A 26,922-nucleotide genomic window follows, 5' to 3' on the forward strand; every position below is an offset into this window, starting at 1 on the left:
TGATGCCGTGAATTCGAACGCAGATTTCCTGGCGAAACGGCTCTCCGTTTCGCGGAATATTCGAAATAAAACAGAGGCTTGGCATTATGGCATCCAGAAAACTCCTTCTCCTGCCCGGCGACGGCATCGGTCCAGAGGCGATGGCGGAAGTCCGCAAGATCATCGCTTTCCTCAATTCGGGACTCAATCTTGGTTTCGAAACCGAAGAAGGTCTGGTTGGCGGTTCTGCCTACGACGCGCATGGCCAGGCGATTTCCGATGCGGATATGGAGAAGGCGCTGGCTGCCGATGCCGTGCTTTTCGGTGCCGTTGGCGGTCCGAAGTGGGATAGCGTGCCTTATGAAGTGCGCCCGGAAGCCGGTCTTCTGCGTCTGCGCAAGGACATGCAGCTTTATGCAAACCTGCGCCCGGCCATCTGCTATCCGGCGCTGGCTCATTCTTCCTCGCTGAAGCCGGAAGTGATCGAGGGCCTCGACATCCTCATTCTGCGCGAGCTGACCGGCGGCGTCTATTTTGGCGAGCCGAAGGAAATCATCGATCTTGGCAACGGCCAGAAGCGTGGCATCGACACGCAGGTCTATGACACCTACGAAATCGAACGTATCGCCGATGTTGCCTTCGAGCTGGCGCGCACGCGCCGCAACAAGGTCACGTCGATGGAAAAGCGCAATGTGATGAAGTCGGGCGTCCTGTGGAACCAGGTCGTGACCGCGCGTCACAAGGAAAAGCACGCGGACGTGGAACTGGAGCATATGCTGGCCGACGCTGGCGGCATGCAGCTCGTGCGCTGGCCGAAGCAGTTCGACGTCATCGTGACCGACAATCTGTTCGGCGACATGCTGTCGGACGTTGCCGCGATGCTGACCGGCTCGCTCGGCATGTTGCCATCGGCTTCGCTCGGTGCGGTCGATTCCAAGACCGGCAAGCGCAAGGCGCTGTATGAGCCGGTTCACGGTTCCGCACCGGATATCGCCGGCAAGGGCGTCGCCAATCCGATTGCGATGATTGCCTCGCTTGCCATGTGCCTGCGTTATTCATTCAATCTCGTTGAAGAAGCCGACCGTCTGGAAGCAGCGATTGCTCAAGTGCTGGATGACGGTCTGCGCACCGCCGACATCTGGTCGGAAGGTACAACCAAGGTAGGCACTGTCGAAATGGGCGATGCCATCCTCGACAAGTTTTCGAAGCTCTCGGCTGAATAAGCACGACAAAATCACAAGAACGAAAGCCCGTATGCTACTCGCATGGCGGGCTTTTCTTTTTTGAATAAGTGCCCGATTTGAGGCTGTAAATTCATGGCGTGCTGCATAAGAATAGCGGCATGTTGTTCACGCTCCCTGACCAAGACAAACTTTACGATGCGCTTGTCGCCCGCGATGCCGCTTATGAGGGCAGGGCCTATGTCGGCGTAATCTCAACCGGAATTTTCTGCCGCCTGACCTGTCCGGCGCGCAAGCCCAAACAGGAAAACTGCCGCTTCTTTGCGTCGGTTGCCGAATGCATGGCCGATGGCTTCCGGCCCTGCAAGAGATGCCATCCCCTGCAACCGGCAGCGGAATCCGAACCTGCGGTGAAAATGCTTCTCGATGCGCTTGAATCCGATCCTGCGCGGCGCTGGAGCGAAGAGGATGTGGCCCGAATGGGGCTTGATCTATCGACTGTTCGCCGCAGTTTCCGCCGCCATTTTGGAATGACGTTTCTGGAAATGGCGCGGCAGGAGCGTCTGCGGCACGGATTTCAGGCGCTTGCCGATGGCGGACGTGTGATTGATGCGCAGATTGACGCGGGATTTGAATCTCCCGAAGCTTTCCGCAATGCCTTTGCGCGCATTCTTGGGCTTCCGCCTGGCAAATTGCGGGGCGATGGTTTGCTGCGTGCCGACTGGATCAGGACGCCGCTGGGCACGATGATCGCCATCTGTGATGCCCGAAACCTGCATCTTCTCGAATTCGTGGATCGCAAGGCGCTGCCCGCTGAACTGAAGAAGCTCCATGCCACCTGTCGCGGAAATCTGGGGATCGGTCGTTTTGAAACGCATGATCTGGTGGAAGGTCAGCTGAATGCCTTTTTCGAGGGCAATTCCCCGACGTTCGACCTGCCGTTGGTGCTGCACGGCAGTGCTTTTACGCAAGATGTCTGGCGTGCGCTTCAGAACATCCGGGCAGGGGACACGCGCAGCTATAGCGAGCTTGCGCAAGCTATCGACAAGCCGCTTGCCGTGCGTGCGGTTGCGCGGGCCAATGGCGCGAACCAGATCGCGATCATCATTCCCTGCCATCGTGTGATTGGCGCGGACGGGTCGCTGACGGGCTACGGCGGCGGTCTCTGGCGCAAGCAGAAGCTGATCGAGATCGAGGCGCAATATCGCCGATAGTGCACCATATGAATATGAAAACGCCGCCCCGGGAGGCGGCGTTTCGCATCGTTTTTTGCGGGATCAGTCGACCTTGTGCAGATCCACGCCCTTGGTTTCCTTGACGAAGATCATGCCGATCACAAAGGTGACGGAGGCGATGATGATCGGGTACCAGAGACCGTAATAGATGTCGCCCTTGGCGGCGCTGAGTGCGAACACGCCAGCCGGAAGCAGGCCGCCGAACCAGCCATTGCCGATGTGATATGGCAGCGACATGCCGGTGTAGCGAATGCGGGTCGGGAACATCTCGACGAGGATCGCGGCAATCGGGCCGTACACCATCGTCACATAGATGACGAGGATGGTCAGGATGGCGATTGTCAGGACCCAGTTCACCTGTGCAGGGTCGGCAACCATCTTGAATGCGCCAGCATTCGGGATGGTGTAGACGGCCTGCTCGGTGCTGACGCCAAGGCCGTCAGCTTCGGTCTGGGTCAGAAGCTTCTGCTTCACCAGATCGGCAGCCGGAACCATGGATTTGTCGCCGGCGCGAATGGCTTCGGCATTCAGCTGAAGCTCCGGATTGGCAGCGACGAATGCTTCGAGCTTGCTGTCCGGCACCTTCGCAGGGTCGCGAACGAGCGGGAAACCGGCTTTTTGCAAAGCAAGGTTTACGTCATGAGCCAATGCCGACTGCTTGGTCGCAGCATCTGCTCCGGCTTGAACAGCGTCGTAGGACGTGATCGTGCTGTCACCGATCGTGACGGTTGCAGCAGTGCCGGCCGCCGCCGTCTGGACGATTTCGTACGGCACCGAGGTCTTTGCGAGGAAGCTTGTTGCGACATCGCAAGACGTGGTGAATTTGGACGTGCCGGTGGCGTTGAACTGGAAGTTGCAATCGCCAGGCGCAGCCGTCACAGTTGCCTTGATGGTCTGCTCAGCCTGTGCCAGTGCCGGGTTGGCGGCATTGGTCAACGCCTTGAACAGCGGGAAGTAGGTCACAGCCGCAAGAAGCAGGCCTGCCATGATGATGGGCTTGCGCCCGATCTTGTCCGACAGCCAGCCAAAGAAGACGAAGCCGCTGGTGCCGATCAGGAGCGCGATGGCCACCATGATATTGGCCGACTGGTTTTCCACCTTCAAGACGTTCTGCAGGAAGAACAGCGCATAGAACTGGCCGCAATACCACACGACGGCCTGACCGGCGGTGAGGCCGAAAAGGGCGATGAGCGCGATCTTGGCATTCTTCCACTGGCCGAATGCTTCAGAAAGCGGAGCCTTGGAGGTTTTGCCTTCTTCTTTCATGCGCTTGAAAGCGGGCGACTCGCTCATCTGCATGCGAATCCAGACGGAAATGCCAAGCAGGATGATCGAGACGAGGAACGGAATGCGCCAGCCCCAGGCCGCGAAGGCTTCCTTGCTCATGGCTGACTGGATGCCGAGGATGATCAGCAGCGACAGGAACAGACCGAGCGTCGCAGTGGTCTGGATCCATGAGGTGAAGAAACCACGGCGATTGTTTGGCGCATGTTCCGCGACATAGGTTGCGGCACCGCCATATTCACCGCCGAGTGCGAGGCCCTGCAACATGCGCAGCGCGATCAGGATGATCGGGGCGAAAATGCCAAGCGTGGCGGAGCCGGGCAGGACACCCACGAGGAAAGTGGATGCGCCCATGATGACGATGGTAACAAGGAATGTGTATTTACGGCCGACGAGATCGCCGATGCGTCCGAAAACGAGCGCGCCGAACGGACGGACGAGAAAGCCTGCCGCGAAGGCGAGCAGAACGAAGATGTTTCGGGTTGCTTCCGGATATTCGTTGAAGAAAGCCGCGCCGATGAAGGCAGCGAGCGTTCCGTAGAGATAAAAGTCGTACCATTCGAAGACGGTACCAAGCGATGACGCAAAGATCACCTTGCGTTCTTCGCTCGTCATTTTCTGCGTGCCCACATCGGCACTTGACGAGACTGCCATTAATCTGTCCTCCCAAACAGAGCCCGTGACGGGCAAATGTAAGACGATCCTTCTTCACCGGGTAAATGAAGTTCGCCTGATGCGCCGGGAACAGTTCCTCTCAACTGTCCGGGCGCTCTCCTCACACTTGCATGATGAACCGAAAAAGGGGATTCGTGCAGTAGTCTTTAGTATGAGACAGAATTGACGGCTTGAAATACTGGAAGAAACAACAAAGCGTCGAAAAATACGCTCCTTGAAGCGTTGGAGAATTGACTCCATCTATAAACCGCGTAAAAGCAGTGGCGAACGAAGGAGAACCCGCGTGGATCGCGTCAACGTAGCGTCAGTTTCGCTTGGAACTGCCGGCATTCTTGCCGGGGCAGCGCGCATGCCTTCGATTTCCAAAACACTCACGGCCATTACCAAAACGACCACGAAAACGGTCTGATTCCCTTGGCCTGCTCGCCCTCTCCCCGGGTCTGGCCCGGGGGCGGAAGTCCCGCGTGGCCTGCGGGGTTCCGAATCTGGAAGCGGAGAGGGACAGGAGACGAAAAATGGGTTTCAAGGTTGCAGTTGTCGGCGCTACCGGAAATGTCGGGCGCGAAATGCTCAATATCCTCGAAGAACGCGGCTTCCCGGCTGACGAAGTTGTTGCGCTCGCATCGCGCCGCAGCCAGGGCACGGAAGTGTCCTATGGCGACCGGACGCTGAAGGTCAAGGCGCTCGACACGTATGATTTCTCCGATACCGACATCTGCCTGATGTCTGCCGGTGGCGAGATTTCCAAGGAATGGTCGCCGAAGATCGGCAAGCAGGGCTGCGTCGTCATCGATAATTCCTCGGCCTGGCGTTATGACTCGGAAGTGCCGCTGATTGTGCCGGAAGTGAACCCGGACGCAATTGAAGGCTTCCGCAAGAAGAACATCATTGCCAATCCGAATTGCTCGACCGCCCAGCTCGTCGTGGCTTTGAAGCCGCTGCACGATGTCGCCAAGATCAAGCGCGTCGTCGTGTCGACCTACCAGTCGGTCTCGGGCGCTGGCAAGGAAGGCATGGATGAGCTGTTCGAACAGTCACGCGCTGTTTTCGTGGCCGATCCGGTCACTGCGAAGAAGTTCACCAAGCGCATTGCGTTCAACGTGATCCCGCATATCGATGTGTTCATGGAAGACGGCTACACCAAGGAAGAATGGAAAATGGTGGCCGAAACCAAGAAGATGCTTGATCCGAAGATCAAGCTGACGGCAACGGCTGTTCGCGTTCCTGTCTTCATCGGCCATTCCGAAGCGGTCAATATCGAGTTCGAAAATCCGATTACGCCCGAAGAAGCACGCGAAATCCTGCGCGAAGCCCCAGGCTGCCAAGTTGTCGACAAGCACGAGAACGGCGGCTACATCACGCCTTATGAATCCGCCGGAGAAGACGCGACCTATATCAGCCGCATCCGCGAGGATATCACGGTCGAAAACGGTCTTGCCATGTGGGTTGTTTCCGACAATCTGCGTAAGGGTGCTGCTCTCAACACGATCCAGATTGCCGAACTGCTGGTCGCACGCGGCCTCATCAAGCCGAAAGCGCTTGCCGCCTGATCTGTTTTCTCAGTACTGAGATTGAAAAGCGCCGGTTTTCCGGCGCTTTTTGTTTGATGCAAGTGGCGGTCTAGTAGGCTTTGGGATAAGAAGTGATCGGGATGGGGAGGGCAATATGAGTTTGATACACAACGAACGAACCAAGTTGCTGGCGAACAATCTTGATCGCCTTTCCACGGGGTTTCTCGCTGTCGGGGTTTTGGGCAACACCTTCAATTTCACGCCGGGGAGCGGATTGTTTGTGTCGTTTCTCAGCGTTGCGGCTTGGATTTTGCCGGCGATTGGCTTACATTTAGCGGCAAGGCGTGTTCTAGGGAGACTAAAGCCATGACGTCTGAAGTGTTCTTCTGGTATGTTTTCCCGTTGATCGTAGCGGCCGCTGCTTTTGGCTGGCTTTGGTACGACAAGCATTATAACGACCATTATCGCTGATCTGGCATAGCCTTATCAGAAGTCCGAGCGCCGGTTTTCCGGCGCTTTTTTGTTAGCGGTTGAGACTGTCGGCGAGATTGCCGCGTATGTTGAGCAAGCGCGTGCGCAAATCCTGCAACTCATCGACAGGCTGACCAAGCGCGCAGAACACCTGCTCGGGAATGTTCTCAGCCTCCTTGCGCAATTCCCGGCCCTCGTCGGTCAGTGTAATGCGCACTTGCCGCTCGTCGCGGGGATCGCGCCGCCGTGCAATGCGTCCGGCAGCTTCAAGCCGTTTCAGCAACGGGGTCAGGGTTCCTGAATCCAGATTGAGTTTTGCGCCGATTTCCGAGACGGTCCGATCATCTTGTTCCCACAGCACGATCATCACCAGAAACTGCGGATAGGTGAGGTCAAGTTTGTTGAGGATGGGCTGATAGGCGCGCGACAGCGCATTCGCGGTCGAATAGATCGCAAAGCAGACCATGTTGGATAGGTCGAGACTGGATTCCTGTTCGTCGCGCTTCATCGGGATAACTCCTTGGGAAATATATACATCAAGTGCAATCCAATTGTGCATCATATAATCGTGATATTATATTTTACAAAATTAGATTGCGCACAATTTAATAATCTGCAAGCTTGGTTGCGAAGACAAGCCAAAGGAGAAACCCAATGCCAATTCTGTATACCACCCAGTCCACAGCAACCGGCGGCCGTACCGGCAGCGCCAAAACCGCCGACGGACGGCTCAGCGTCGTTCTCGACACGCCGAAGGAACTCGGCGGCTCGGGCGGCGAGGGCACCAATCCCGAGCAGCTTTTCGCTTCCGGCTATGCGGCCTGCTTCCTCGGCGCGTTGAAGTTCGTTGCCGCAAAGGAAAAAGTTGCCATTTCAGCCGACAGCACGGTCACCGCGACGGTCGGTATCGGTCCGCGAGAAGATGGTACGGGATTCGGCCTCGATGTCGCGCTGCAAGTGGCCTTGCCGGGCGTAGACAAGGCAAAAGCAGAAGAGCTGGTTCAGGCAGCACACATTGTCTGCCCATATTCGCACGCAACACGCGGCAATATCGATGTTCGCCTGAGTGTGGCCTGACAGACATGGAAAGGCGCCTGATGAGGGCGCCTTTTATGATATTTTCCAAATTTTAGCAGGAAGCCATTTCGATGAACCCGGATATTCGCGAACTTCGCTCCACGTGTGAAAGAATGGAAGCGCGCTACCTTGCAAATCCAGTAATAAATGCCTCATACCACAGGCTTGCAGATCGCTTTGCCGCAGACCTCTCAGAAGAGCGAGACGTCTTGCTCAGCCGGTGCGCCGCGCTCATGGCGATCAAATTCTTGAGGGACGATGGAGCGCTTTAAATCGCTCCCGTAAACGGCAGACGACTACTCCGCCTGAGCTTCGATATTCTCCATGTCGTCGTCTGACAGGCCGAAATGATGACCGATCTCGTGAATCAGTACATGGGTGATGATATCGCCCAGCACTTCTTCATGTTCAGACCAGTAGTCGAGGATCGCGCGACGATAGAGCGTAATGCGGTTCGGGCCATCGCCGGTCTGAAGGCTGAAGCGTTCGCCGATGCCGCGACCTTCGAAGAGGCCGAGCAGGTCGAAAGGCGTTTCCAGCCCCATATCCTCAATGATCTGATCATCGGGAAAGTCGGCGATCTGGATGATGATGTCGCCGCACAGCGCACGAAACTCCTGCGGCAGATGCGCAAGAGCTTCAATCGCGATGGATTCAATTTCGTCGAGCGAGGGCGAGAGTCGTCCCGCCCAGTCACCGCTTTGATCTTCTCGGGCCATTCCAGCCAATCGTGTCCTATTCAATGTCTCAGGCCACCGGGCTCTTGCAGGCCATATATAATGCTTTCAGTCATCATGCCCAGGGGCGCTGTTCGGCGCGTTTAGCCTCGAATGCGTCAATGCTGCCAGCCTTTTCCATGGTCAGGCCGATATCGTCGAGACCGTTGAGCAGGCAATGGCGCTTGAAATCATCAAGGTCGAAGGAAATGGTGCCACCATCGGGGCCGTGAATTTCCTTGGCTTCCAGATCGATGGTGAGGGTTGCATTGGCGCCGCGCGAAGCGTCGTCCATCAGCTTGTCGAGGTCTTCCTGGGCGACCTTGATCGGCAGAATGCCGTTCTTGAAGCAGTTATTGTAGAAGATATCGGCGAACGAGGTCGAGATCACGCAGCGGATGCCGAAATCGAGCAAGGCCCAAGGCGCATGCTCGCGCGAGGAGCCGCAGCCGAAATTGTCGCCTGCAACGAGGATCTGCGCGTTGCGGTAGCCCGGCTTGTTCAGGACGAAATCCGGGTTCTCCGTGCCGTCTTCGTTGAAGCGCATTTCGGCGAAAAGACCCTTGCTCAGACCCGTGCGCTTGATCGTCTTCAGGTAATCCTTCGGAATGATCATATCCGTGTCGATATTGACGATCGGCAGGGGGGCAGCGACGCCTGTGAGCTTGGTGAACTTATCCATGTCCTGAACCTGTCGGTTGGGAATTTGCAATTTGCAAACTGGTTTACATCAGCTTGACCGAGAGTCAACGTTTGAGGCCGAAACTGCCCAATAGGTCGCAACTCCCGACCCGCCTTGCGAATTATCCGGCGCGCTTGCAAACGCGCCGGATCGTTCGACTGTCGGGTTATGCGCATAATCCTGTCTGTAAACGGCGTCAAGTTTTACGGATCATGCGTATGCGAGGCATTTTGAGTAATTATGCAACATTCAGCGCGACGCCGCCGCTCTCGCTGCCGGTCAGGCGGCGGGATTTGCCGTCGGTGCCGACGACGATCGTATAACGCCCCCGCCGCATTGAGAGGTTTGGCGACATAGCCACATCGATGGCAGGATCGAACCGCAAGGTGATACGCCACAATTCAGGCTTGATCGTTTCCTCGACTGCGATGATGCGGGCATCGAACGGCGTGGTGTGAAACATGCCGGTGATGCGCTGTCCGACGCGGTAGGGCGCGGTTTCGTCCGAAACGAAAGCGGGTTCCGCCTTGCTGCCATTGGCGGCAAGCGTGTTCCAGTCGCGTGTGCCGGACTGGCGTGCCACAAGGTCAAGCGCCTTGCCGTGGCTGATGGTGATGCCTTCCTCGCTCAGTGCCTGCCGCAGACGGCGGGCCTGATGCTTGAAGTCAACGTTATTGGTCCCAGCAATGATAGCTGTGGTCATTGTTTTCGCTCCTGGTTGTGAGCGGCGTTTTCATGAACGGGTGCCCGCATTGCCGTTTCTGCCGTCACCGGAACAGGAACGAGAAGTCAGAATGCTTTACCATGGCTTGGAAGCTGCGGGCGGCAGGTGCATTCAACCGAAGGCCGGAAAATAGGCGTGTCGACGCAGGATTTCAAGGCCCTGTCCGCAGGCGCTGTCTGTGCTTGCGCTGCCCGGCGGTTCAGTGCACAAATCGGGACATGAAAACCATTGCTCGTCCTCGCCGTTCCGTCCTGTTCGTTCCTGCCGTCAATGCACGGGCATTGGAAAAGTCGCTGACGCTTGCCGCCGATTGCGTGATCTATGATCTGGAAGATTCCGTTGCGCCGGAGGCAAAGGTTTTGGCGCGTGACGCGCTGTCGGCGCATTTTGCAAGCCATCCGAAGGCAGGTTTCGAACGCATCGTGCGGGTGAATACGGCGGAAACGCCATGGGGCAGGGACGATGTTGCGGCTGCGGCGAAGATGGGCGCGGATGCGATCCTTCTGCCCAAGGTCGAACGTCCGCAGGATATCATCGACGCGGCCAACCGGCTTGATCGTCACGATGCCGATCCCGCAGTTGGCGTCTGGGCGATGATCGAGACGGCAAGAGGCATTCTCAATGCCGACGAAATTGCGGTTCTCGGCCACCGTTCGGCGGTGCGGCTTGCCTGCTTTGTCGTCGGGCCAAACGATATTGCGCGGGAAACGGGCGTGCGTCCGCAACCGGGGCGACCCTATCTGATCCCCTGGCTGATGCAGATCATTCTTGCGGCGCGCGCCGGAGGGATCACCGTTCTCGATGGTGTTTATAATGATTTTCGCGACAGCGTTGGCTTCGAGGCGGAATGCGCGCAAGGTGCCGCCATGGGGTTCGACGGCAAGACGTTGATTCATCCCGGCCAGATCGAAGCGGCCAATCGCGCATTCTCGCCAACGGAAAGCGAATTGGCCTATGCCCGCGCCGTTGTTGATATTTTCGCCCAGCCCGAAAATGCCGACAAGGGCGTCGTTTCGCTTGATGGGCAAATGGTCGAAAGACTGCATCTCGAAATGGCCGAGCGTTTGCTCGCCAAGGCGGGCGCAAAGTTATAACAGAGGAAGTACCAGCATGAAGTTATATCGTTTCATTACAGGCCCGGACGATTCCGCATTCTGCCATCGCGTCACGGCGGCCCTCAACAAGGGCTGGCAGCTCTATGGCTCGCCGACCTATGCCTTCAACGCCGCCACCGGCGTCATGCATTGCGGCCAGCCGGTGGTGAAGGAAGTCGACGGCGTTGACTACACGCCAGACATCAAGCTCGGCGAATACTGATGGCCGTGCGCCGCATCGTCACCAATATCGCCGCCGGTGATCCGGCGGCGGCAAAGCGCTTCTATGGCGACTTGCTGGGCCTCGATGTGGCGATGGATTTCGGCTGGATCGTCACCTATGCCACCGATGCTGAGGCGCGGGTACAGGTGAGCATCATGAGCGAAGGTGGGGCGGGCACGCCGGTGCCCGATCTTTCAATAGAGGTCGATGACGTCGACGCCATGCTGGAACGCACCATCGCGCTGGGTTTCCCCGTCGAATACGGTCCGGCGGAAGAGGAATGGGGCGTACGCCGTTTCTTCACGCGTGACCCTTATGGGCGGCTCGTGAATATCCTGACCCACAAGAGTTGAAAAAGGCCGGTTTCCCGGCCTTTTTCCTTGTTCAGTTCAGTCCGCGCTTTTCGATCATCGCGTCCGGTGTCGGCATCTTGCCGCGGAATGCCTTGTAAAGCTCTTCCGGGTCGCGACTGCCGCCGGCGGCATAGATATGCTGCTTCAGTTTCGCTGCCAGTTCCGGGTTGAAGGCATCGCCGGTTTCCTCGAATGCGGAAAACGCGTCTGCGTCCAGCACCTCCGACCACATATAGGAATAGTACCCTGCGGAATAACCGTCGCCCGAGAATACGTGGGTGAAGTGCGGCGTGCGATGACGCATGATGATTGCATCGGGCATGGAGAGCTTTTCCAGCGTCTTTACCTCGAAAGCGAGCGGATCAGCGATCTTTTCCGTGCCGGTGTGGAATGCCATGTCCACGAGCGCCGAAGAGGTGAACTCGACCGTGTTGAACCCCGAATTGAAGGTGCGGGCGGCCAATACCTTGTCCAACAGCGCCTTCGGCATGGCTTCTCCAGTGCGATAATGCACGGCGTATTTTTCGAGAACCGCAGGGACTGTGAGCCAGTGTTCATAAAGCTGCGACGGCAGTTCCACGAAATCGCGGGAAACGGCGGTGCCGGCAACGGCAGGCCACGTCACGTCCGACAGAAGCCCATGCAGCGCATGGCCGAATTCGTGGAATAGCGTGCGTGCATCATCGAGCGAGAGCAGGGCTGGTTCACCGGCCTTTGGCTTGGCAAAATTCATCACATTGTAGATGATCGGCTTCTGCCCGCCATCAAGCTTGTGACTTGATTGCAGGGAACTCATCCACGCGCCCGAACGCTTCGATGTCCGCGCGAAATAATCGCCAAGGAACAGGCCGCGTTCGCTGCCATCGGCGTTGAGCACCTGAAACACGCGCACATCGGGGTGCCATGCGGCAATGCCTGTCTTCTCCTCGAAGCGGACGCCGAACAGTCGGCCTGCCACATCGAAAGCGGCTTCGATGATCTTTTCAAGCTGAAGATAAGGCTTCAGTTCCGCTTCATCGAAGGCGAAACGTTCGGCACGCAGCTTTTCCGTATAGAAGCGCCAGTCCCATGGCGCGACCTTGTGATTGCCGCCATCGGCCGCGATCAGACGCTCCAGCTCTACCTCTTCCTGGCGGGCTTTGGCGCGTGCCTTGTCCCAGACGGGTTCGAGAAGATCCATGACCGCCTTGGGCGTCTTGGCCATGGTGTCATCGAGCTTGTAGGCGGCAAAGTTGGCGTAACCGAGCAGCTGCGCCTTGCGCTCGCGCAGTTCCACCATTTCGCGCACGATTTCACGATTGTCGCTTTCACCGCCATTTTCACCGCGCTTCGCCCAGGCGTTGAACGCCTGTTCGCGCAAGCTTCGGTTCTGCGAGAATGACAGGAACGGCTCGACAATCGAGCGCGACAGCGTAACGGCCCATGCATCCGGCTTGCCGCGTTCGGCGGCAGCGCTCTGCATGGCGTTTTTCAGGAAGTCCGGCAGACCGGCGAGGTCAGCCTCATCGGTGATGAACAACGCCCAGCTCGATTCATCCTTCAGCACGTTCTGGCCGAAGCGGGCGCCAAGTCCGGCAAGCTTTTCATTGATGCCTGCGAGTTCCGTCTTGCCCGCTTCATCGAGCTTCGCACCCGAGCGGACGAAACCCTTCCACGTCTTTTCAAGAACGCGCTTGGTCTCAGTGTCGAGGTCCAGCATGTCGCGGTTTTCATAAAGCGCGTCAATGCGGGCGAAGAGTGCGGGGTCCATCATGATACGCGAATAATGACGCGACATTCTCGGCGCAATTTCGCGCTCCAGCGCCTGAATCGTGTTGTTGGTATGCGCACCCGCACGCAGCCAGAAAATGGAGGAAACGCGGTCGAGCGCCTTGCCCGTCAATTGCAGCGCCTTCAGCGTATTGTCGATGGTTGGCGCGTCGCTCGCCCCGGCGATGACTTCCACTTCGGCAAGGTCTTCCGCCAGCGCCACATCGAAGGCGGGTGCGAAATCCTCGTCCCTGAACGCGGTGAAATCCGGCAGGCCCAGTGGTCCGCTCCAGTCTGTCAGCGCGTGATTGTGGGCGGTTTTGTCGGACATGATGAAGCTCCGGTTGAGATGGCATCGATATGCAGCAAATTAATAAGTCGTGACCCTATGCGCCGCCTTGCTACCAAGCAAGAGGGAAACCGTGGGAGCTAACTTGCGGGAAAACCGTTCCACATCGTCCGGCAGGGCTTGACTTTATGGGCGGCCAAGCGCAAATCACGCTCGCAGCCGGAATTCAGCGGCAGCATTTTCAACCGGAGTTTTATTCTCTTATGCCAAGCGACAGTCACAGTCGATTGTTTCAGCCGTCAAGGCAGTTCGTGATCTGATCGCTTGCGGTCGGCTTGCACGGTCTGCCTTTGACGGCGGATCGACAGAAAGGCAAGCCCCATGACCGGCCTTAAGACCGACAACAACTTCTCCCCGGAAGTACTCAATGTTGCCGACCTTCCTGCTGCTGCCATCGCAAGCCGCATTGCGGATATGCGTACCGGCGACGCAGTGGAACTCGTTAACGAACTCGATGCCGATGATGCAGTCGCCGTCATCGCCCAGCTTTCGCACGAAGATGCTATCCGTCTGCTCGATCAGCCGGAACTGCACCGTGCTACCGAAATCATCGCCACGCTCCCGCCCGGCCTCGCAAGTCTTTTGCTCGATGGCATGTCTGCGGACCGTGCAACCGACGTTTTTCAGGAACTGGAAGACGATGACCGCGCACGCCTGTTTCCCATTCTCGCGCCTGAGACCAAGGTCGCGCTGAAAAAGCTGATGGGCTATCCGCCGAATACGGCGGGTTCGCTCATGACTATCGAATTCATCGCCGTGCCTTCCAACTGGAATGTCGGCCAGACGCTGGAACATATCCGCAAGGTCGAGCGCACCCGCGAAACGGTTTATGCGATTTATGTGATCGATCCGGTCAGCCGCGTTCTGCTTGGCGTGGTCAGCCTGCGCCGCCTTATCATCCGCGAGCCGGACGAGCCGATCCTGTCGATTGCCCGCGATGACGAACCGATCACGATTTCGCCGCTGGCAAGCCGTGAGGAAGTGGCCCGGCTTTTCCGCAAGCATGACCTTCTGGCCGTGCCTGTGGTTGACGAAAGCCGTCACATCATCGGCATCGTGACCGTCGATGACGTGCTGGACGCCATGACCGAAGAGGCCAGCGAGGACGCTTACCGTTTCGGCGGTATGGAAGCGCTGGACAAGCCCTATATGCGCATCGGTTTCGGCGAGATGCTGAAAAAACGCGCTGGCTGGCTCGGCATCCTTTTCCTTGGCGAAATGCTGACCGCGAGCGCGATGCAGCATTTCGAGCTGGAGCTTGAAAAGGCGCTGGTGCTGACATTGTTCATCCCGCTCATCATGTCTTCGGGCGGCAATTCCGGTTCGCAGGCAACGTCCCTGATTATTCGTGCGCTTGCCTTGCAGGAAATCAGGCTCAAGGACTGGTGGCGCGTCGCGCTTCGCGAATTGCCAACGGGTCTGGCGCTCGGAAGCTTCCTCGGCGTCATCGGCATCATACGCATCGCCATCTGGCAGACGCTCGGCATCTATGACTACGGCGAACACTGGATTCTTGTGGCCGCAACCGTCGGCATGGCGCTGGTCTGCATCGTGACATTCGGCTCGCTGACCGGGTCCATGTTGCCGTTCATATTGCAAAGGCTCGGCTTCGATCCGGCCAGCGCATCGGCGCCTTTCGTTGCCACGCTGGTCGATGTGACCGGTCTTGTGATCTATTTCAGCGTCGCGCTGGTGATTTTGTCGGGCACGCTTTTATAACGGCCCGAATGCTTTCGGTGACAAAAAACTGACAGATTAGCCGTGTAAAAACGTAATGAAATCCGGGTTTTTCGGGTTAATTGGGGGGCAGTTTCGTGCTGCCCCTTTCTAAAAGGCAAAAAAACCTGTAAGAGCGCCGCATTGTTTTTCCGCGCGGGTCTGTTGGCGCGGCTCCCAACTCATATAGAAGTGATCTCCATATGGAATTGCGTAATATCGCTATTATCGCACACGTCGATCATGGCAAAACCACTCTGGTTGACGAACTTTTGAAACAGGCTGGCTCGTTCCGCGAGAACCAGCGTGTTGGTGAACGCATGATGGACTCCGGCGACATCGAGCGTGAGCGCGGCATCACCATTCTGGCCAAGGCGACTTCGGTTGTCTGGAAGAACACCCGCATCAACATTGTCGACACGCCCGGCCACGCCGATTTCGGCGGCGAGGTGGAGCGTATCCTGTCGATGGTGGACGGCGCGATCGTGCTGGTCGACTCTGCTGAAGGCCCGATGCCGCAGACGAAATTCGTCGTCGGCAAGGCGCTGAAAGTTGGCCTGAAGCCCATCGTTGCGATCAACAAGATCGACCGTCCGGATGGCCGCCATGAAGAAGTCGTCAACGAAGTGTTCGACCTCTTCGCCAATCTCGATGCGACCGACGAACAGCTCGACTTCCCGATTCTCTACGGTTCGGGCCGCAATGGCTGGATGGCGCTGAACCCGGACGGTCCGAAGGACGAAGGTCTGGCCCCGCTGTTCGACCTCGTGCTGAAGCACGTTCCAGCACCGAAGGTCGCCGAAGGTCCGTTCCGCATGATCGGCACCATCCTTGAAGCCGATCCGTTCCTGGGCCGTATCATTACAGGCCGTATCCATTCGGGTTCGATCAAGCCGAACCAGGCCGTCAAGGTTCTCGGTCAGGATGGTTCGCTGCTGGAAAATGGCCGTATCTCGAAAATTCTCGCTTTCCGCGGCATCGAGCGTCAGCCGATTGAAGAAGCGCAGGCAGGCGACATCGTCGCTATTGCCGGTCTTTCCAAGGGCACTGTTGCCGACACGTTCTGCGATCCATCGGTCAATACGCCGCTGGAAGCCCAGCCGATTGATCCGCCGACGGTCACTATGTCCTTCATCGTCAACGACAGCCCTTATGCGGGCACCGAAGGCGACAAGGTGACGAGCCGCGTCATTCGCGACCGTCTGCTGAAGGAAGCCGAAGGCAATGTCGCGCTGAAGATCGAGGAATCGAACGAAAAGGATTCGTTCTTCGTGTCCGGTCGCGGTGAATTGCAGCTTGCGGTTCTGATCGAAAACATGCGCCGTGAAGGTTTTGAGCTTGGCGTTTCGCGTCCGCGCGTCGTCATGAAGGACGGCGAGAACGGCGAAAAGCTGGAGCCGATTGAGGAAGTCGTCATCGACGTCGATGAAGAATATTCCGGCACGGTCGTGCAGAAGATGTCTGAACGCAAGGCCGAAATGGTTGAGCTGCGTCCTTCGGGCGGCAATCGCGTGCGTCTGGTGTTCTATGCGCCGACCCGTGGCCTGATCGGCTATCAGTCGGAACTTCTGACCGATACGCGCGGCACGGCGATCATGAACCGCCTGTTCCACGATTATCAGCCATATAAGGGCGAAATCGCAGGCCGCAGCAATGGCGTTCTGATCTCCAACGATCAGGGTGAAGCAGTGGCCTACGCACTGTTCAACCTTGAAGATCGCGGCCCGATGATCATCGACGCAGGCGTCAAGGTCTATCAGGGCATGCTGATCGGCATTCACAGCCGCGACAACGATCTGGAAGTCAACGTCCTGAAGGGCAAGAAGCTCACCAACATCCGCGCCGCTGGCAAGGATGAAGCCGTGAAGCTGACCCCGCCGATCAAGATGACGCTGGAACGCGCCCTGTCGTGGATTCAGGACGACGAGCTGGTGGAAGTAACGCCGAAGTCTATCCGCCTTCGCAAGCTCTATCTGGATCCGAATGAGCGCAAGCGCTTTGAAAAGAGCAAGTCGAGCGCTGCATAAGCCCGACAGCGTAAAAGAAAACGGCGGTCCGAAAGGCCGCCGTTTTTGTTTGGAGAGTTTTACCGCTCGCCGCCCCTTGCCCTTCGAGACGCCGCCTGCGGCGGCTCCTCAGGATGAGGGGCTGGTGTTGCGTGAAGCGCTTACCGCTCGCCGCGCCGATAAGGCTGCATCAGCGCCTGCGGAACGCGGGCGCGGCGCGCCATGACGATCAACGCCACAATCGACATGATGTAAGGGATCATCAGGAAAAGCTGGTAGGGCACGGCCTTGCCGTAAACCGTCTGCAATCGAAGCTGGAACGCATCGAACAGCGCAAAGAGCAGGGCACCCAGAAGGGCGCGAGCCGGTTTCCATGAGGCGAAGACGACAAGCGCGATACAGACCCAGCCGCGTCCCTGCATCATGGTGGGGAAGAACGAATTGAACGCCGAAAGCGTCAGGAACGCGCCGCCCACGGCCATCAGCGCGCTGCCGAACATGATCGTGAAAATGCGCACGCGGATCGGGTTGATGCCCTGCGCTTCCGCCGCATGCGGGTTTTCGCCGGTCATGCGGATGGCAAGGCCGAGAGGCGTGCGGAACAGGACGTAACCGAGCAGAAGCGCCAGCGGAACGGCAATCCATGTCAATGCCGTCTGTGTGCCAAGCACCTGTCCGATGAACGGGACTTCCGCAAGCCAGGCCGGATTGAGCGGCTGGAAAGGCGTGATGGACGGCGGTGTTGAGGACAGCGGCACCAGAAGCCGAAACAGGAAATAGGAAAGGCTTGAAGCAAACAGCGTGATGCCCAGGCCCACAACGTGCTGCGACAGGCCGAGCGGTACGGTGAGCGCCGCATGAAGCAGGCCGAACAGCGCGCCGGAAGCTGCCGCAACCGCTACGCCGGTCCATAGGTCCGCGCCGTTGAACACGGTCAGCCAGCCGATCATTGCGCCGAAGGTCATGATGCCTTCGATGCCGAGATTGAGCACACCGGCGCGTTCGCAATAAAGCGCGCCGAGCGTGCCGAAAATCAACGGCGTTGCAATGCGCAGGACCGAAACCCACAGACCGGCGGAGAGAAGAATATCCATCAACTCGTTCATCGGGCGATCCTGTATTGTGTGAAGAACAGCGCAACCAGCATGGTCAGGAGCGACAGCGCGACGGTAACATCGGCGATAAAGCTCGGGATGCCGATGGCGCGGCTCATGCCGTCGGCGCCGACGAACATGGCGGCAGCAAAAAGCGCGGAGAAGATCGCGCCGATGGGGTTCAGATTGGCGAGCATCGCGACAATGATGCCCGAATAGCCGAAGCCGGGCGAAAGATCGGTCGTGACATAGCCCTTCACGCCCATGACCTGTATCGCGCCTGCAAGCCCGGCCAGCCCGCCGGAAATGCAGGCGACCTTTATCAGCGTTCTGGCCAGGGGCACACCGGCGAAGCGGGCAGCGGCAGGGTTGAGCCCCGCAGCCTTGGTTTCGAGCCCGAATACGGTTCGCTTCTGCACATAGGCGATGATGAGCGCCAGAGCGATGGCAATCGCGATGCCGATATGGAGTCGCATGCCGGACATGATCTTGGGCAGCACGGCGGCATCGGGAACGGGTTCGGATTGCGGCCAGCCGAAGGCAAGCGGATCTTTCATCGGCCCTTCGATCATCATCGAAACGATGAGCACGGCGACGAAATTCAAAAGCAGCGTCGTCACCACTTCATCGACGCCAAAGCGCAGGCGAAGCCCGAGCGGGATCAGAAGAAAAATCATGCCCGCTATCGCTCCGACGATCAGCAGAAGCGGTATGAGGATGGCGGCTGGAAGCTGCAACTGCGTGCCGCAGGCGACCACCGCCAGCGCGCCCATATAGAACTGGCCTTCTGCACCGATATTCCAGAGCTTCGAGCGGAAGGCGACGGCGGCGGCAAGGCCTGTCAGCATCAGGGGCGTTGCGCGGGTGAGCGTTTCGGTGATCGAAAGCTTGTTACCGAAAGCGCCAATGGCGATCTGCCGGAAGGCTTCCAGAACCGGCGCACCGGCGGCGGCGATCAGCAATCCGGCAAGCACGAAGGCGGTCAGGACGGCGATGATCGGTGCCGTTGCCACCAGAGCCATGGGCCGTGTTTCGCGTCGTTCAATACGCATCAGTTCAGCCCCTTGTTGCTATTATTCTGCCATTCGCCAGCCATCATCAGGCCCAATCGCTGCGCATTGGCTTCTTCCGCGTCGATGGGCGGGGAAAGACGGCCTTTAACAATCGCTTGAACCCGATCCGCCAAGCCAATGATTTCATCGAGATCTTCCGAAATCAGCAATACGGCAGCGCCCTTGGCACGGGCTTCCAGAATGCGGGCGTGGATGGCCGCGACGGCGCCTTCATCGAGGCCGCGCGTCGGCTGCGCGGCGATCAGGATGCGCGGAGCGGTTTCCAGATTACGGCCCAGAATTAGCTTTTGCATGTTGCCGCCGGAAAGCAGGCGAATGCGGCTGTCGGGCGTGCCGCCGCGCACATCGAAATCCTTGATGATGCGGTTGGTAAATTCCCGCGCTGCCGTGCGGTTGACCAGAAGTCCATTGGAAAACTGCGGATCGCGCACGCGCTCCAGCACCGCATTTTCCCATAGCGTCAGATCGCCGATTGCGCCTTCGGCATTGCGGTCTTCCGGGATGCGGCCAACACCCGCCGCCACAAACTGGCGAGGGTCGAATTTCGTGACCATCTGCCCGAACATTGCAAGCTCGCCGCTTGCCGGTTGGCTGAGGCCGGAAACGAGACGTCCAAGCGCTGCCTGACCGTTGCCCGACACGCCGATGATGCCAAGCGTTTCACCGGCGCGAACGTGGAAATGGAGGTCGGAAAGGCGGGGCGCTCCATCTTCAACGACCGTTACATTCTTTGCTTCCAGCAAGGTCTCGCCGGGTGTGGCCGCAGCGCGTGCAGGGCGCGAAACGCGACGGCCAACCATCAGTTCGGCGAGTTCTTCTTTCGAGGTTTCGGAAGCCTTGCGTTCGGCGACAAGCTTGCCGCCGCGCAGGACGACCACGCGGTCGGCTGCCGACATGACTTCATGCAGCTTGTGCGAAATGAAGATCAGCGACAGGCCCTGACGCGCCATCTCCTTGAGCGTCGCGAACAGGCTTTCCGCCTCCTGCGTGGTCAGAACGGCGGTTGGCTCATCGAGGATCAGTATGTCGGCGTTGTTATAGAGCGCTTTCAGAATTTCGACGCGCTGCTGCTCGCCCACCGACAGATCGCCCAGCCGCGCGTCGGGATCGACCTGCAAGCCGAAGCGCTTTGCAATCTGGGCGATTTTGGTGCGCGCAGGCCCGTGCGCGGATTTGAGCTTCCACAGGCTTTCGGTGCCGGTGATGATGTTTTCTAGCACGGTAAGATTGGGCGCCAGCGTGAAATGCTGGTGCACCATGCCCACGCCCGCATCGATTGCCGCGCGGGGCTTGCCCTGCGGGATTTCCGCGCCCTTGACGAAGACGCGGCCTTCATCCGGCACATAATGGCCGAACAGGATATTCATCAGCGTGGTCTTGCCTGCACCGTTTTCGCCAAGAAATGCAAGAATTTCGCCGCGTTCGAGTTTGAGCGAAATATCGTCATTGGCGGTCAACGGGCCAAAGCGCTTGGTGATATTTTGCAGTTCAAGGACGGTGGAGGTCATGGGAGAGGCCCGTACAGGAGGGCGCGCCGGTGCTGGAACGAGCGTTGAAGCACCGGCGCGGAGGCATGATTATTTCGGCTCTTCGGCGTTCAGCTTGAGCGTAAAGGTGCCGGATTTGATCTCGTTGCGGCGGGCTTCCATCTTCGCTTCCGCTTCCGCCGGTGCGATGCCCTTGACATAGATGATGTCGTTGCCGCCTTCTTTCATCATGCTGAAAGGCGTGTAGTCCTTGCCCGCAGGCTGTCCAGCCTTCACGTCCGCGATTGCTGCGTTAAGGATTGGCCCGAAGTTCCAGATTGCATTGGCAAAAACCGTATCGGGATAACGCGGCGTATAGTCGGTCAGCGAACCGATGGCCTTGATGCCGCGCTCCTTGGCGGCATCCGCCGTGCCGATGCGCTCGCCAAACAGAATGTCCGCGCCGGAATCGATTGCCGCAAGCCCGGCCTCGCGCGCCTTTGGCGGATCGAAGAAGGTGCCCATGAAGGAGGCAACGAATTTCGCGTCGGGCCGCGTTTCGCGCACGCCGTCCTGAAAGGCGTTGATCAGCATGTTGATTTCCGGGATCGGCACTGCGCCGACCGAGCCGAAGATGCCGGACTTGCTCATCGCGCCCGCCAGCATTCCGGTGAGATAGCCCGCTTCGAAATTCCAGGTGCCGAACACGCCGAAATTGTCGCCCTGCGGCTTGCCGGAGGAACCCATGACGAAAGCCGTCTGCGGATAGTCGCCCGCAACCTGACGCGCTTCACGTTCGACGGCGTAGGATTCGCCCACGATCAGCTTGATGCCCTGTTCGGCATATTCGCGCATGGCGCGGGGATAGTCGCTCGCCGAAACGCCTTCCGAAAAAACATAGTCGATCAGGCCAGCATCATTGGCCTGTTGCAGGGCGGCATGAAGGCGCGAGTTCCAGGCATTTTCAACCGGCGAGGCGTGGATGCCTGCGACTTTCAGCTTTTCATCGGCGGCGAAGGCGCGGGTGGTCATTGCCGTTGCACCAAGCGCTGCCGACATTGCAAGAAAATCGCGGCGCGTGAAGTTCGATGTCTTGATGATTTTGGTCATTTGGTCAGGGACCCCTCATGTGTGTTTTCGGCGCGCGGGTGCGCGCAGCCGGTTGCTTCGTTTCGACGTGCGTATGTCATGAGCAACGATTTCCATCATTGCCCAAACCGCCTTTAATTCAAGAAAATTCTAAAGCTGGCCGACTGGTGCGTAGTCAGCTCCATCAACCGAAGACGGGCGGCCTTCGAGGTTGAGTGCGCTTACACGCTGCGGGGTTTCGGCGATCACCTTGCCGCGCTTCACGACCTTGAGGCGGTTTGCCTTGAGCCGCAGCGCTTCGATGGGGTCGCGTGCTTGCAACACCACGAAATCCGCATTGCAGCCCTTGGCCAGACCGTAGCTTTCGAGGCCGAGCGCCTTGGCCGAGTTGACGGTCAGCGCGTCGAAAACCTGCCGCTTGCCTTCGATGGAAGTCATCTGCGCGACATGGATTGCCATGTGTCCCACTTCCAGCATGTCGCCGGAACCCATCGAATACCACGGGTCCATCACGCAGTCGTGGCCGAAGGCGACATTGATGCCCGCCGCCATCAGTTCCGGCACGCGGGTCATGCCGCGGCGCTTCGGATAGCTATCGGCGCGGCCCTGCAGCGTGATGTTGATAAGCGGGTTTGGAATGGCGTTCATCTTCGCTTCCGCGATCAGCGGAATGAGTTTCGAGACGTAATAATTGTCCATGGAGTGCATGGAGGTGAGATGCGAGCCAGAAACCCGGCCCTGCAGTCCGAAGCGCATGGTCTCGGCGGCCAGCGTTTCGACATGGCGCGACATCGGGTCGTCGCTCTCGTCGCAATGAATATCGACCGGCAGGCCGCGCTCGGCGGCGATGCGGCAGAGCGCTTCCAGCGAGGCTGCGCCATCGGCCATGGTGCGTTCGAAATGCGGAATGCCGCCGACGACATCGAGGCCCATGTCGAGCGAGCGGTTGACGAGATCGACCGCGCCCGGCGAACGGTAATAGCCGTCCTGCGGGAAGGCGACCAGTTGCAGGTCGATATAAGGCTTCACCTTCTCGCGCACCTCGATCATCGCTTCTGCGGTGAGAAGGCGCGGGTCGCTAACATCGACATGGCTGCGGATCGCCAGCAGGCCTTGGCTGACGGCCAGATCGCAATAGCGCAATGCGCGCTCGACCATGGCTTCGACGGTCAGCATCGGCTTCAGTTCACCCCAGAGCGCGATGCCTTCCAGAAGCGTGCCGGAGCGGTTGAGGCGCGGCAGGCCGAGCGACAGGGTCGCGTCCATATGGAAATGCGGATCGACGAAAGGCGGGGTTACGAGCCGGTCGGTTGCATCGATTTCCTGAGCCGCCTGATGCTCGCCCGTGGATGGGATAATGTCGGCAATCTTGCCGTCCTTGACCAGAATGTCCTGCTTCTCGCGACCGTCGGGGAGATTGGCGTTTCTCACGATCAAATCGAACATCGGCGGGACCTTTCATCTGGGTATGCAAGAACCGAGCCCAAAAGAAGGGCTCATTTTTCAATTGCCTTATACTCTATAACCGGTGGGCGCAATGGCGGGAAATACCAAAACTCAATGAGTTTGGCTCATCGAGTTTTGGTCAAGCCCGTGCGGCGATTGAGCATTTCCGGGCGCGATGCGTCAGCATCTTAGCGCCCGGATATAAAGTCTGGAAGGGGTCGTCATCCTCAATGGAAAATGTTAGGGCGCAAACGTTATTGTTTTCGGGATTGCCATGTTCACGATCAGCCGCGTCGAAACCTTCAGCCAGGAGATCAAGAAGAGCCGGTTTCTGGCCATTGCCGCGCCTGTTGCGAACGAACAGGCAGCGAAGGATTTCTTGAGCGAACATTCGGACCTTTCCGCCACCCACAATTGCTGGGCGTGGCGCATGGGGCAGAGCTATCGGTTCAGCGACGATGGCGAGCCGAGCGGCACGGCGGGCAAGCCGATCCTGCAAGCCATCGATGGCCAGCAGCTCGATAACATCGTGGTGGTGGTTACGCGCTGGTTCGGCGGCATTCTGCTGGGCAGCGGCGGCTTGATGCGCGCCTATGGCGGTACTGCCGCGACCTGTCTGCGACAGGCCGAAAAGACCGAGGTCATTCCGCTGATCGGCTTCTCGCTCGCCTGTGATTTTTCCGACCATGCGCTTTTGAAGGCACGTCTCACTGCGGTCGAAAATCTCGCCATTGCGCAGGAAAACTTCACCGGCACCGGCGTCGAGATAACGGGTGCCATGCCCATTGCCGCGCAGGATGATGTCGCGCGGCTCGTGACCGATCTGACGCGCGGCAAGACAGTTATCAAGTTCGACGACTAGATCATGCCGCCCGTATATTGCTGGCGTTTGTTTTCATACATCAGCAGGTCGGCGCGCTTGGCGACGGTTTCGAGCTTTTCGCCGGGCAGGCTTGTGGCCGTGCCAATGGAAAGATTGAGCTTGAGCTGCGAATAATACTGGTTGTTGATATCCACCAGCCGCTGGATGTCCTCGACCATCGCTTCGGCGCCGCGTTCGTCCACATAAGGCAGCACGACTGCGAATTCGTCACCGCCGATGCGGGCCGCATGGCCCGGCTGCTTCACAGCCTCATTCAGCACTTCGCCAAGGCGCCGCAGCAACCCGTCACCCGTGGCATGGCCCCATTGATCGTTTGCGGCCTTGAGGCCGTTGAGATCGATGATGATGATCGAGATGGGCGCATGGCCTTTGCGCTCAAGCCGGTTGAGCTCATCGACATAAAAGGCGCGGTTGTGCAGCTTCGTCAGCACATCGTGCTTGCCGAGATATTCCAGATAGGCTTCCGCCTTTTTGCGGGCAGTAATGTCGGTGAGGGCGACTTGCACCAGCGACCAGTCCTGCTCATGTCCCGGCAGGACCGAGAATTGCAGCAGCACATGCCGCTCGGTGCCGTCGAGTGCGTAATTGACCACTTCGCGGCGCTGGAACAGCAAGCCGTTCCACAAGTCGATCAGCTGCTCGCGGAACGATGCCTCCATCTCGTCCTTGAAGATGTGCGGCAGGTTTTGCAGCAGGGTTTTCTTGTCGGGCGCGAGGAAGAGGGCAAGCGTTTCGGAATTGACTTCGAGCACGCGGATTTCGCTCATGCACTGGCGCACGAATTCCGGATGCACGTCGGTGAATACGCGAAAATCGACAATACCGCGCTGGCGCACATCGTCCATCAACTGCTTGATGCGGCTGAAATCCTCGACCCAGAGGGAAACCGGCGAATGCTCGAAAAGCCCCTGCGCATGCTGCTTGTGGCGGTCCTGTTCGCGGCGGGCATTTTCGCGCGCGGTCACGTCCTCGATGGAAAGCAGGACGCGCTCCCATGAATGTTCGTAGCCGGGCAGAACAACACCCTTCAACTGAATGTCGAGCCGCTTGCCGCCGAGCGTATAGTTGATGGTGTCGCTGGAAAAGGCATTGCCACCATTCCACAGCTGCACCATCTCGTCGATATGCGGGTCCAGCATGTCGTCGCGGAACACGCGTTCCAGATTCGCGACCAGATGGTCGACGCTATCGGCCTCGAAAAGCGAAAGCGTCTTGCGATTGACCTTCAGCACCCGGATATGGCTGGTGCAGATGCGCAGCCGGCCCGTATCTTCGTGCAGGAACGCCCGCAGATCGGTAACGCCCAGCGCACGCCATTCTTCGAACTGCCTGCGCAGGCCGCTATAGTCCTCAAGCCACAGGGAGATTGGCGCGAGGTCAAAAATATTGGCGCTGTCGCTCAGGGCAGACTCGATATTCATGGATTTCCGTTCCAACTTTTTGCCGAAACACGTGTCCAGGTTGGGGGCCGTCTCACAATGTTCGGGATGCGTTGTCCGTCCCATCGGGAAAAGCCGCGATGGTTATTGGGCCGCCTTATATTATGGTTGTCTTGCATAAACTAGGGGTTTTATGACTTGCTGTCTCAGCTTTGTGCGCAAAGACGAAAAATGGGCGGCCCAGCGGACCGCCCATTCATAACCCAAATTTCGCCGGTAGAGGCCGGGTTCGCTCAGTTGCTGATTGGCAGGCGATGCCGCACGAGGGTTGTCCAGTAGGAGCAGCCCCAGGCGATCACATCATCGTTAAAGTCGTATTTCGGGTGGTGCAGATTGGCGCTCGGGCCATTGCCGATGTTGATCATCGCGCCCGGCACCTCGTTCAGCATGAAGGCAAAATCCTCGCCGCCAAGCGTTGCCGGCATGTCGCGCGTGACGCGTTCAGCGCCAGAGACGGCTTCGGCGGCAATCGCCGCAAGCTCGGTCTCCCGCTCGTGATTGACCGTCACCGGATAATTGCGCTGGTAGTCGAGCGTGGCCTTTGCTCCGAAAGCATCGGCAATGCCTTGCACGGCGCGGGTGAGCTTCTCCTCGATATGGTTGCGCACTTCCTCGCGCAGCGTGCGCACCGTGCCGGTCAGGCGGATTTTCTGCGGAATGACATTGAACGCATCGCCGCCCTGAATGGTGGTGATCGAAATCACAGCGGAATCCAGCGGATCGATGGTGCGTGCCGTCAGCGTCTGGATCGCCTGAATAAGCGCCGCCGTCACCGGAATGGGGTCGATGGTCTGGTGCGGAGAGGCCGCATGTCCGCCAACGCCTTCAATGGTGATATCCAGCACATCGACCGATCCCATGATCGGGCCGGAATTGATGGTGAAATGCCCGACCGCAAGGTTCGGGCGGTTGTGCATGCCGTAGACTTCGTTGACCGGCCAGCGCTTGAACAAACCGTCGTCAATCATCGCCTTGGCGCCTGCGCCGCCTTCTTCGGCAGGCTGGAAGATCACGATGACCGTGCCGTCGAAGGCGCGGCTTTGCGCCAGTTCGCGGGCAGCGCCCAGAAGCATGGTCGTATGGCCGTCATGGCCGCAGGCATGCATCTTGCCCGGCACTTTCGACGACCATTCCGCGCCGGTTTCCTCAAGGATCGGCAGGGCGTCCATGTCGGCGCGCAGGCCGATGACCCGGCCCGAACGGTTGGACTGGCCGCGAATGACGCCGACGACGCCGGTGCGCCCGATGCCGGTCACCACCTCATCGACACCCGCAGCACGCAGCGCCTCGGCCACCTTTTCGGCGGTGCGGTTGACGTCATAGAGCAGTTCCGGGTTCTGGTGCAGGTCGCGGCGGAAGGCGACCAGTTCTTCAATCTGGTTCGAAGTCCAGTTTTCAACCGGCATA

At 58.6% G+C, this 26,922-nt stretch carries 24 protein-coding genes; 11 read left to right on the top strand and 13 right to left on the bottom strand.

What is annotated here, in order from left to right:
• The first annotated feature begins 86 nt into the window (after positions 1–86).
• Both leuB and AC0TOF_RS17820 read left to right on the top strand, forming a co-directional pair.
• Positions 87–1,202 carry a 3-isopropylmalate dehydrogenase gene (leuB, locus tag AC0TOF_RS17815; protein WP_122002572.1) on the top strand — a complete coding sequence of 372 codons (1,116 nt, stop codon included), beginning with the start codon at positions 87–89 and terminating at the stop codon, positions 1,200–1,202.
• Between the two features lie 119 nt (positions 1,203–1,321).
• Positions 1,322–2,374 (top strand): bifunctional transcriptional activator/DNA repair enzyme AdaA, encoded by a 1,053-nt coding sequence (locus tag AC0TOF_RS17820; RefSeq protein ID WP_473769222.1) that lies wholly within the window; start codon positions 1,322–1,324, stop codon positions 2,372–2,374.
• A gap of 63 nt (positions 2,375–2,437) precedes the next feature.
• Here the strand turns inward: AC0TOF_RS17820 and AC0TOF_RS17825 are convergent, their stop codons facing one another.
• On the bottom strand, positions 2,438–4,333 hold the full coding sequence (locus tag AC0TOF_RS17825) for an MFS transporter (protein ID WP_122002571.1): 1,896 nt from the start codon (positions 4,331–4,333) through the stop codon (positions 2,438–2,440).
• Between the two features lie 304 nt (positions 4,334–4,637).
• Here AC0TOF_RS17825 and AC0TOF_RS17830 point away from each other — a divergent pair, with 304 nt between their 5' ends.
• The gene (locus AC0TOF_RS17830; protein ID WP_006472225.1) at positions 4,638–4,763 is read left to right on the top strand and encodes a hypothetical protein; all 126 of its coding nucleotides are present in this window, start codon (positions 4,638–4,640) and stop codon (positions 4,761–4,763) included.
• A 106-nt stretch (positions 4,764–4,869) separates the two neighbouring features.
• On the top strand, positions 4,870–5,904 hold the full coding sequence (locus AC0TOF_RS17835; protein WP_473769223.1) for an aspartate-semialdehyde dehydrogenase: 1,035 nt from the start codon (positions 4,870–4,872) through the stop codon (positions 5,902–5,904).
• A gap of 484 nt (positions 5,905–6,388) precedes the next feature.
• Here AC0TOF_RS17835 and AC0TOF_RS17840 read toward each other — a convergent pair whose 3' ends face one another.
• Positions 6,389–6,844 (bottom strand): MarR family transcriptional regulator, encoded by a 456-nt coding sequence (locus AC0TOF_RS17840; protein ID WP_122002568.1) that lies wholly within the window; start codon positions 6,842–6,844, stop codon positions 6,389–6,391.
• A 146-nt stretch (positions 6,845–6,990) separates the two neighbouring features.
• Between AC0TOF_RS17840 and AC0TOF_RS17845 the strand changes: the two genes are divergently transcribed.
• Positions 6,991–7,413 carry an organic hydroperoxide resistance protein gene (locus AC0TOF_RS17845; RefSeq protein WP_010658490.1) on the top strand — a complete coding sequence of 141 codons (423 nt, stop codon included), beginning with the start codon at positions 6,991–6,993 and terminating at the stop codon, positions 7,411–7,413.
• 296 nt (positions 7,414–7,709) lie between these two features.
• Here the strand turns inward: AC0TOF_RS17845 and AC0TOF_RS17850 are convergent, their stop codons facing one another.
• The 3 genes from AC0TOF_RS17850 to AC0TOF_RS17860 form a co-directional block, all read right to left on the bottom strand.
• Entirely contained in the window at positions 7,710–8,132 is a 423-nt protein-coding gene (locus AC0TOF_RS17850; RefSeq protein ID WP_122002567.1) for a metallopeptidase family protein, read from the bottom strand.
• A 73-nt stretch (positions 8,133–8,205) separates the two neighbouring features.
• A complete protein-coding gene (gene leuD / locus AC0TOF_RS17855) occupies positions 8,206–8,811 on the bottom strand; it encodes a 3-isopropylmalate dehydratase small subunit (RefSeq protein ID WP_122002566.1) in 606 nt (201 codons plus the stop codon).
• A 238-nt stretch (positions 8,812–9,049) separates the two neighbouring features.
• Complete coding sequence (locus AC0TOF_RS17860) at positions 9,050–9,514, bottom strand: glyoxalase superfamily protein (RefSeq protein WP_122002565.1); 465 nt, start codon at positions 9,512–9,514, stop codon at positions 9,050–9,052.
• Between the two features lie 239 nt (positions 9,515–9,753).
• On the opposite strand from AC0TOF_RS17860, the gene AC0TOF_RS17865 reads away from it, so the two are divergent.
• From AC0TOF_RS17865 to AC0TOF_RS17875, 3 genes are read left to right on the top strand one after another with little or no spacing between them, the layout of a single operon-like run.
• Complete coding sequence (locus AC0TOF_RS17865; RefSeq protein WP_473769224.1) at positions 9,754–10,629, top strand: HpcH/HpaI aldolase/citrate lyase family protein; 876 nt, start codon at positions 9,754–9,756, stop codon at positions 10,627–10,629.
• A 16-nt stretch (positions 10,630–10,645) separates the two neighbouring features.
• On the top strand, positions 10,646–10,852 hold the full coding sequence (locus AC0TOF_RS17870; protein ID WP_002965766.1) for a DUF1737 domain-containing protein: 207 nt from the start codon (positions 10,646–10,648) through the stop codon (positions 10,850–10,852).
• Positions 10,852–11,205, top strand: coding sequence for a VOC family protein (locus AC0TOF_RS17875; protein ID WP_473769225.1), 354 nt, complete (start codon positions 10,852–10,854; stop codon positions 11,203–11,205). The genes AC0TOF_RS17870 and AC0TOF_RS17875 overlap by 1 nt, the downstream gene beginning before the upstream one ends.
• A 31-nt stretch (positions 11,206–11,236) precedes the next feature.
• Here AC0TOF_RS17875 and AC0TOF_RS17880 read toward each other — a convergent pair whose 3' ends face one another.
• Positions 11,237–13,285: a M3 family metallopeptidase gene (locus tag AC0TOF_RS17880; protein ID WP_473769226.1), complete on the bottom strand. Its 2,049-nt coding sequence runs from the start codon at positions 13,283–13,285 to the stop codon at positions 11,237–11,239.
• Positions 13,286–13,624: 339 nt separating this feature from the next.
• Here AC0TOF_RS17880 and mgtE point away from each other — a divergent pair, with 339 nt between their 5' ends.
• Together mgtE and typA are read left to right on the top strand one after the other, a co-directional pair.
• Positions 13,625–15,022, top strand: a complete 1,398-nt coding sequence (mgtE, locus tag AC0TOF_RS17885; RefSeq protein WP_122002561.1) for a magnesium transporter — start codon at positions 13,625–13,627, stop codon at positions 15,020–15,022.
• 200 nt (positions 15,023–15,222) lie between these two features.
• The gene (typA, locus tag AC0TOF_RS17890) at positions 15,223–17,046 is read left to right on the top strand and encodes a translational GTPase TypA (RefSeq protein ID WP_122002560.1); all 1,824 of its coding nucleotides are present in this window, start codon (positions 15,223–15,225) and stop codon (positions 17,044–17,046) included.
• A gap of 140 nt (positions 17,047–17,186) precedes the next feature.
• Here typA and AC0TOF_RS17895 read toward each other — a convergent pair whose 3' ends face one another.
• From AC0TOF_RS17895 to AC0TOF_RS17915, 5 genes are all read right to left on the bottom strand, one after another.
• Positions 17,187–18,131, bottom strand: coding sequence for an ABC transporter permease (locus AC0TOF_RS17895; protein WP_122002559.1), 945 nt, complete (start codon positions 18,129–18,131; stop codon positions 17,187–17,189).
• Positions 18,128–19,171: an ABC transporter permease gene (locus AC0TOF_RS17900; protein ID WP_473769227.1), complete on the bottom strand. Its 1,044-nt coding sequence runs from the start codon at positions 19,169–19,171 to the stop codon at positions 18,128–18,130. The genes AC0TOF_RS17895 and AC0TOF_RS17900 overlap by 4 nt, the downstream gene beginning before the upstream one ends.
• Complete coding sequence (locus tag AC0TOF_RS17905) at positions 19,171–20,700, bottom strand: ABC transporter ATP-binding protein (protein ID WP_473769228.1); 1,530 nt, start codon at positions 20,698–20,700, stop codon at positions 19,171–19,173. Before AC0TOF_RS17905 ends, AC0TOF_RS17900 begins: the two co-directional genes overlap by 1 nt.
• A gap of 69 nt (positions 20,701–20,769) precedes the next feature.
• Complete coding sequence (locus AC0TOF_RS17910; RefSeq protein ID WP_122002556.1) at positions 20,770–21,768, bottom strand: BMP family protein; 999 nt, start codon at positions 21,766–21,768, stop codon at positions 20,770–20,772.
• Positions 21,769–21,897: 129 nt separating this feature from the next.
• Positions 21,898–23,193 carry an amidohydrolase family protein gene (locus tag AC0TOF_RS17915; protein ID WP_473769229.1) on the bottom strand — a complete coding sequence of 432 codons (1,296 nt, stop codon included), beginning with the start codon at positions 23,191–23,193 and terminating at the stop codon, positions 21,898–21,900.
• A gap of 274 nt (positions 23,194–23,467) precedes the next feature.
• Here AC0TOF_RS17915 and AC0TOF_RS17920 point away from each other — a divergent pair, with 274 nt between their 5' ends.
• Positions 23,468–24,055 carry an IMPACT family protein gene (locus AC0TOF_RS17920; protein WP_473769230.1) on the top strand — a complete coding sequence of 196 codons (588 nt, stop codon included), beginning with the start codon at positions 23,468–23,470 and terminating at the stop codon, positions 24,053–24,055.
• Here AC0TOF_RS17920 and AC0TOF_RS17925 read toward each other — a convergent pair.
• Positions 24,052–25,497, bottom strand: a complete 1,446-nt coding sequence (locus AC0TOF_RS17925) for a sensor domain-containing diguanylate cyclase (protein ID WP_473769231.1) — start codon at positions 25,495–25,497, stop codon at positions 24,052–24,054. The two genes, AC0TOF_RS17920 and AC0TOF_RS17925, sit on opposite strands and share 4 nt — an antisense overlap.
• Before the next feature lie 251 nt (positions 25,498–25,748).
• A complete protein-coding gene (locus AC0TOF_RS17930; protein WP_473769232.1) occupies positions 25,749–26,921 on the bottom strand; it encodes a M20 aminoacylase family protein in 1,173 nt (390 codons plus the stop codon).
• Position 26,922: the final 1 nt, after the last annotated feature.

It is taken from the genome of Ochrobactrum sp. PL_is501 (genome assembly GCF_055816895.1).

What these genes read in the sequence shown, in the direction of transcription:
- leuB (WP_122002572.1), top strand. Translation starts at nt 87, where the DNA reads ATGGCATCCAGAAAACTCCTTCTCCTGCCCGGCGACGGCATCGGTCCA.
- AC0TOF_RS17820 (WP_473769222.1), top strand. Translation starts at nt 1,322, where the DNA reads ATGTTGTTCACGCTCCCTGACCAAGACAAACTTTACGATGCGCTTGTC.
- AC0TOF_RS17825 (WP_122002571.1), bottom strand. Translation starts at nt 4,333, where the DNA reads ATGGCAGTCTCGTCAAGTGCCGATGTGGGCACGCAGAAAATGACGAGC.
- AC0TOF_RS17835 (WP_473769223.1), top strand. Translation starts at nt 4,870, where the DNA reads ATGGGTTTCAAGGTTGCAGTTGTCGGCGCTACCGGAAATGTCGGGCGC.
- AC0TOF_RS17840 (WP_122002568.1), bottom strand. Translation starts at nt 6,844, where the DNA reads ATGAAGCGCGACGAACAGGAATCCAGTCTCGACCTATCCAACATGGTC.
- AC0TOF_RS17845 (WP_010658490.1), top strand. Translation starts at nt 6,991, where the DNA reads ATGCCAATTCTGTATACCACCCAGTCCACAGCAACCGGCGGCCGTACC.
- AC0TOF_RS17850 (WP_122002567.1), bottom strand. Translation starts at nt 8,132, where the DNA reads ATGGCCCGAGAAGATCAAAGCGGTGACTGGGCGGGACGACTCTCGCCC.
- leuD (WP_122002566.1), bottom strand. Translation starts at nt 8,811, where the DNA reads ATGGATAAGTTCACCAAGCTCACAGGCGTCGCTGCCCCCCTGCCGATC.
- AC0TOF_RS17860 (WP_122002565.1), bottom strand. Translation starts at nt 9,514, where the DNA reads ATGACCACAGCTATCATTGCTGGGACCAATAACGTTGACTTCAAGCAT.
- AC0TOF_RS17865 (WP_473769224.1), top strand. Translation starts at nt 9,754, where the DNA reads ATGAAAACCATTGCTCGTCCTCGCCGTTCCGTCCTGTTCGTTCCTGCC.
- AC0TOF_RS17870 (WP_002965766.1), top strand. Translation starts at nt 10,646, where the DNA reads ATGAAGTTATATCGTTTCATTACAGGCCCGGACGATTCCGCATTCTGC.
- AC0TOF_RS17875 (WP_473769225.1), top strand. Translation starts at nt 10,852, where the DNA reads ATGGCCGTGCGCCGCATCGTCACCAATATCGCCGCCGGTGATCCGGCG.
- AC0TOF_RS17880 (WP_473769226.1), bottom strand. Translation starts at nt 13,285, where the DNA reads ATGTCCGACAAAACCGCCCACAATCACGCGCTGACAGACTGGAGCGGA.
- mgtE (WP_122002561.1), top strand. Translation starts at nt 13,625, where the DNA reads ATGACCGGCCTTAAGACCGACAACAACTTCTCCCCGGAAGTACTCAAT.
- typA (WP_122002560.1), top strand. Translation starts at nt 15,223, where the DNA reads ATGGAATTGCGTAATATCGCTATTATCGCACACGTCGATCATGGCAAA.
- AC0TOF_RS17895 (WP_122002559.1), bottom strand. Translation starts at nt 18,131, where the DNA reads ATGAACGAGTTGATGGATATTCTTCTCTCCGCCGGTCTGTGGGTTTCG.
- AC0TOF_RS17900 (WP_473769227.1), bottom strand. Translation starts at nt 19,171, where the DNA reads ATGCGTATTGAACGACGCGAAACACGGCCCATGGCTCTGGTGGCAACG.
- AC0TOF_RS17905 (WP_473769228.1), bottom strand. Translation starts at nt 20,700, where the DNA reads ATGACCTCCACCGTCCTTGAACTGCAAAATATCACCAAGCGCTTTGGC.
- AC0TOF_RS17910 (WP_122002556.1), bottom strand. Translation starts at nt 21,768, where the DNA reads ATGACCAAAATCATCAAGACATCGAACTTCACGCGCCGCGATTTTCTT.
- AC0TOF_RS17915 (WP_473769229.1), bottom strand. Translation starts at nt 23,193, where the DNA reads ATGTTCGATTTGATCGTGAGAAACGCCAATCTCCCCGACGGTCGCGAG.
- AC0TOF_RS17920 (WP_473769230.1), top strand. Translation starts at nt 23,468, where the DNA reads ATGTTCACGATCAGCCGCGTCGAAACCTTCAGCCAGGAGATCAAGAAG.
- AC0TOF_RS17925 (WP_473769231.1), bottom strand. Translation starts at nt 25,497, where the DNA reads ATGAATATCGAGTCTGCCCTGAGCGACAGCGCCAATATTTTTGACCTC.
- AC0TOF_RS17930 (WP_473769232.1), bottom strand. Translation starts at nt 26,921, where the DNA reads ATGCCGGTTGAAAACTGGACTTCGAACCAGATTGAAGAACTGGTCGCC.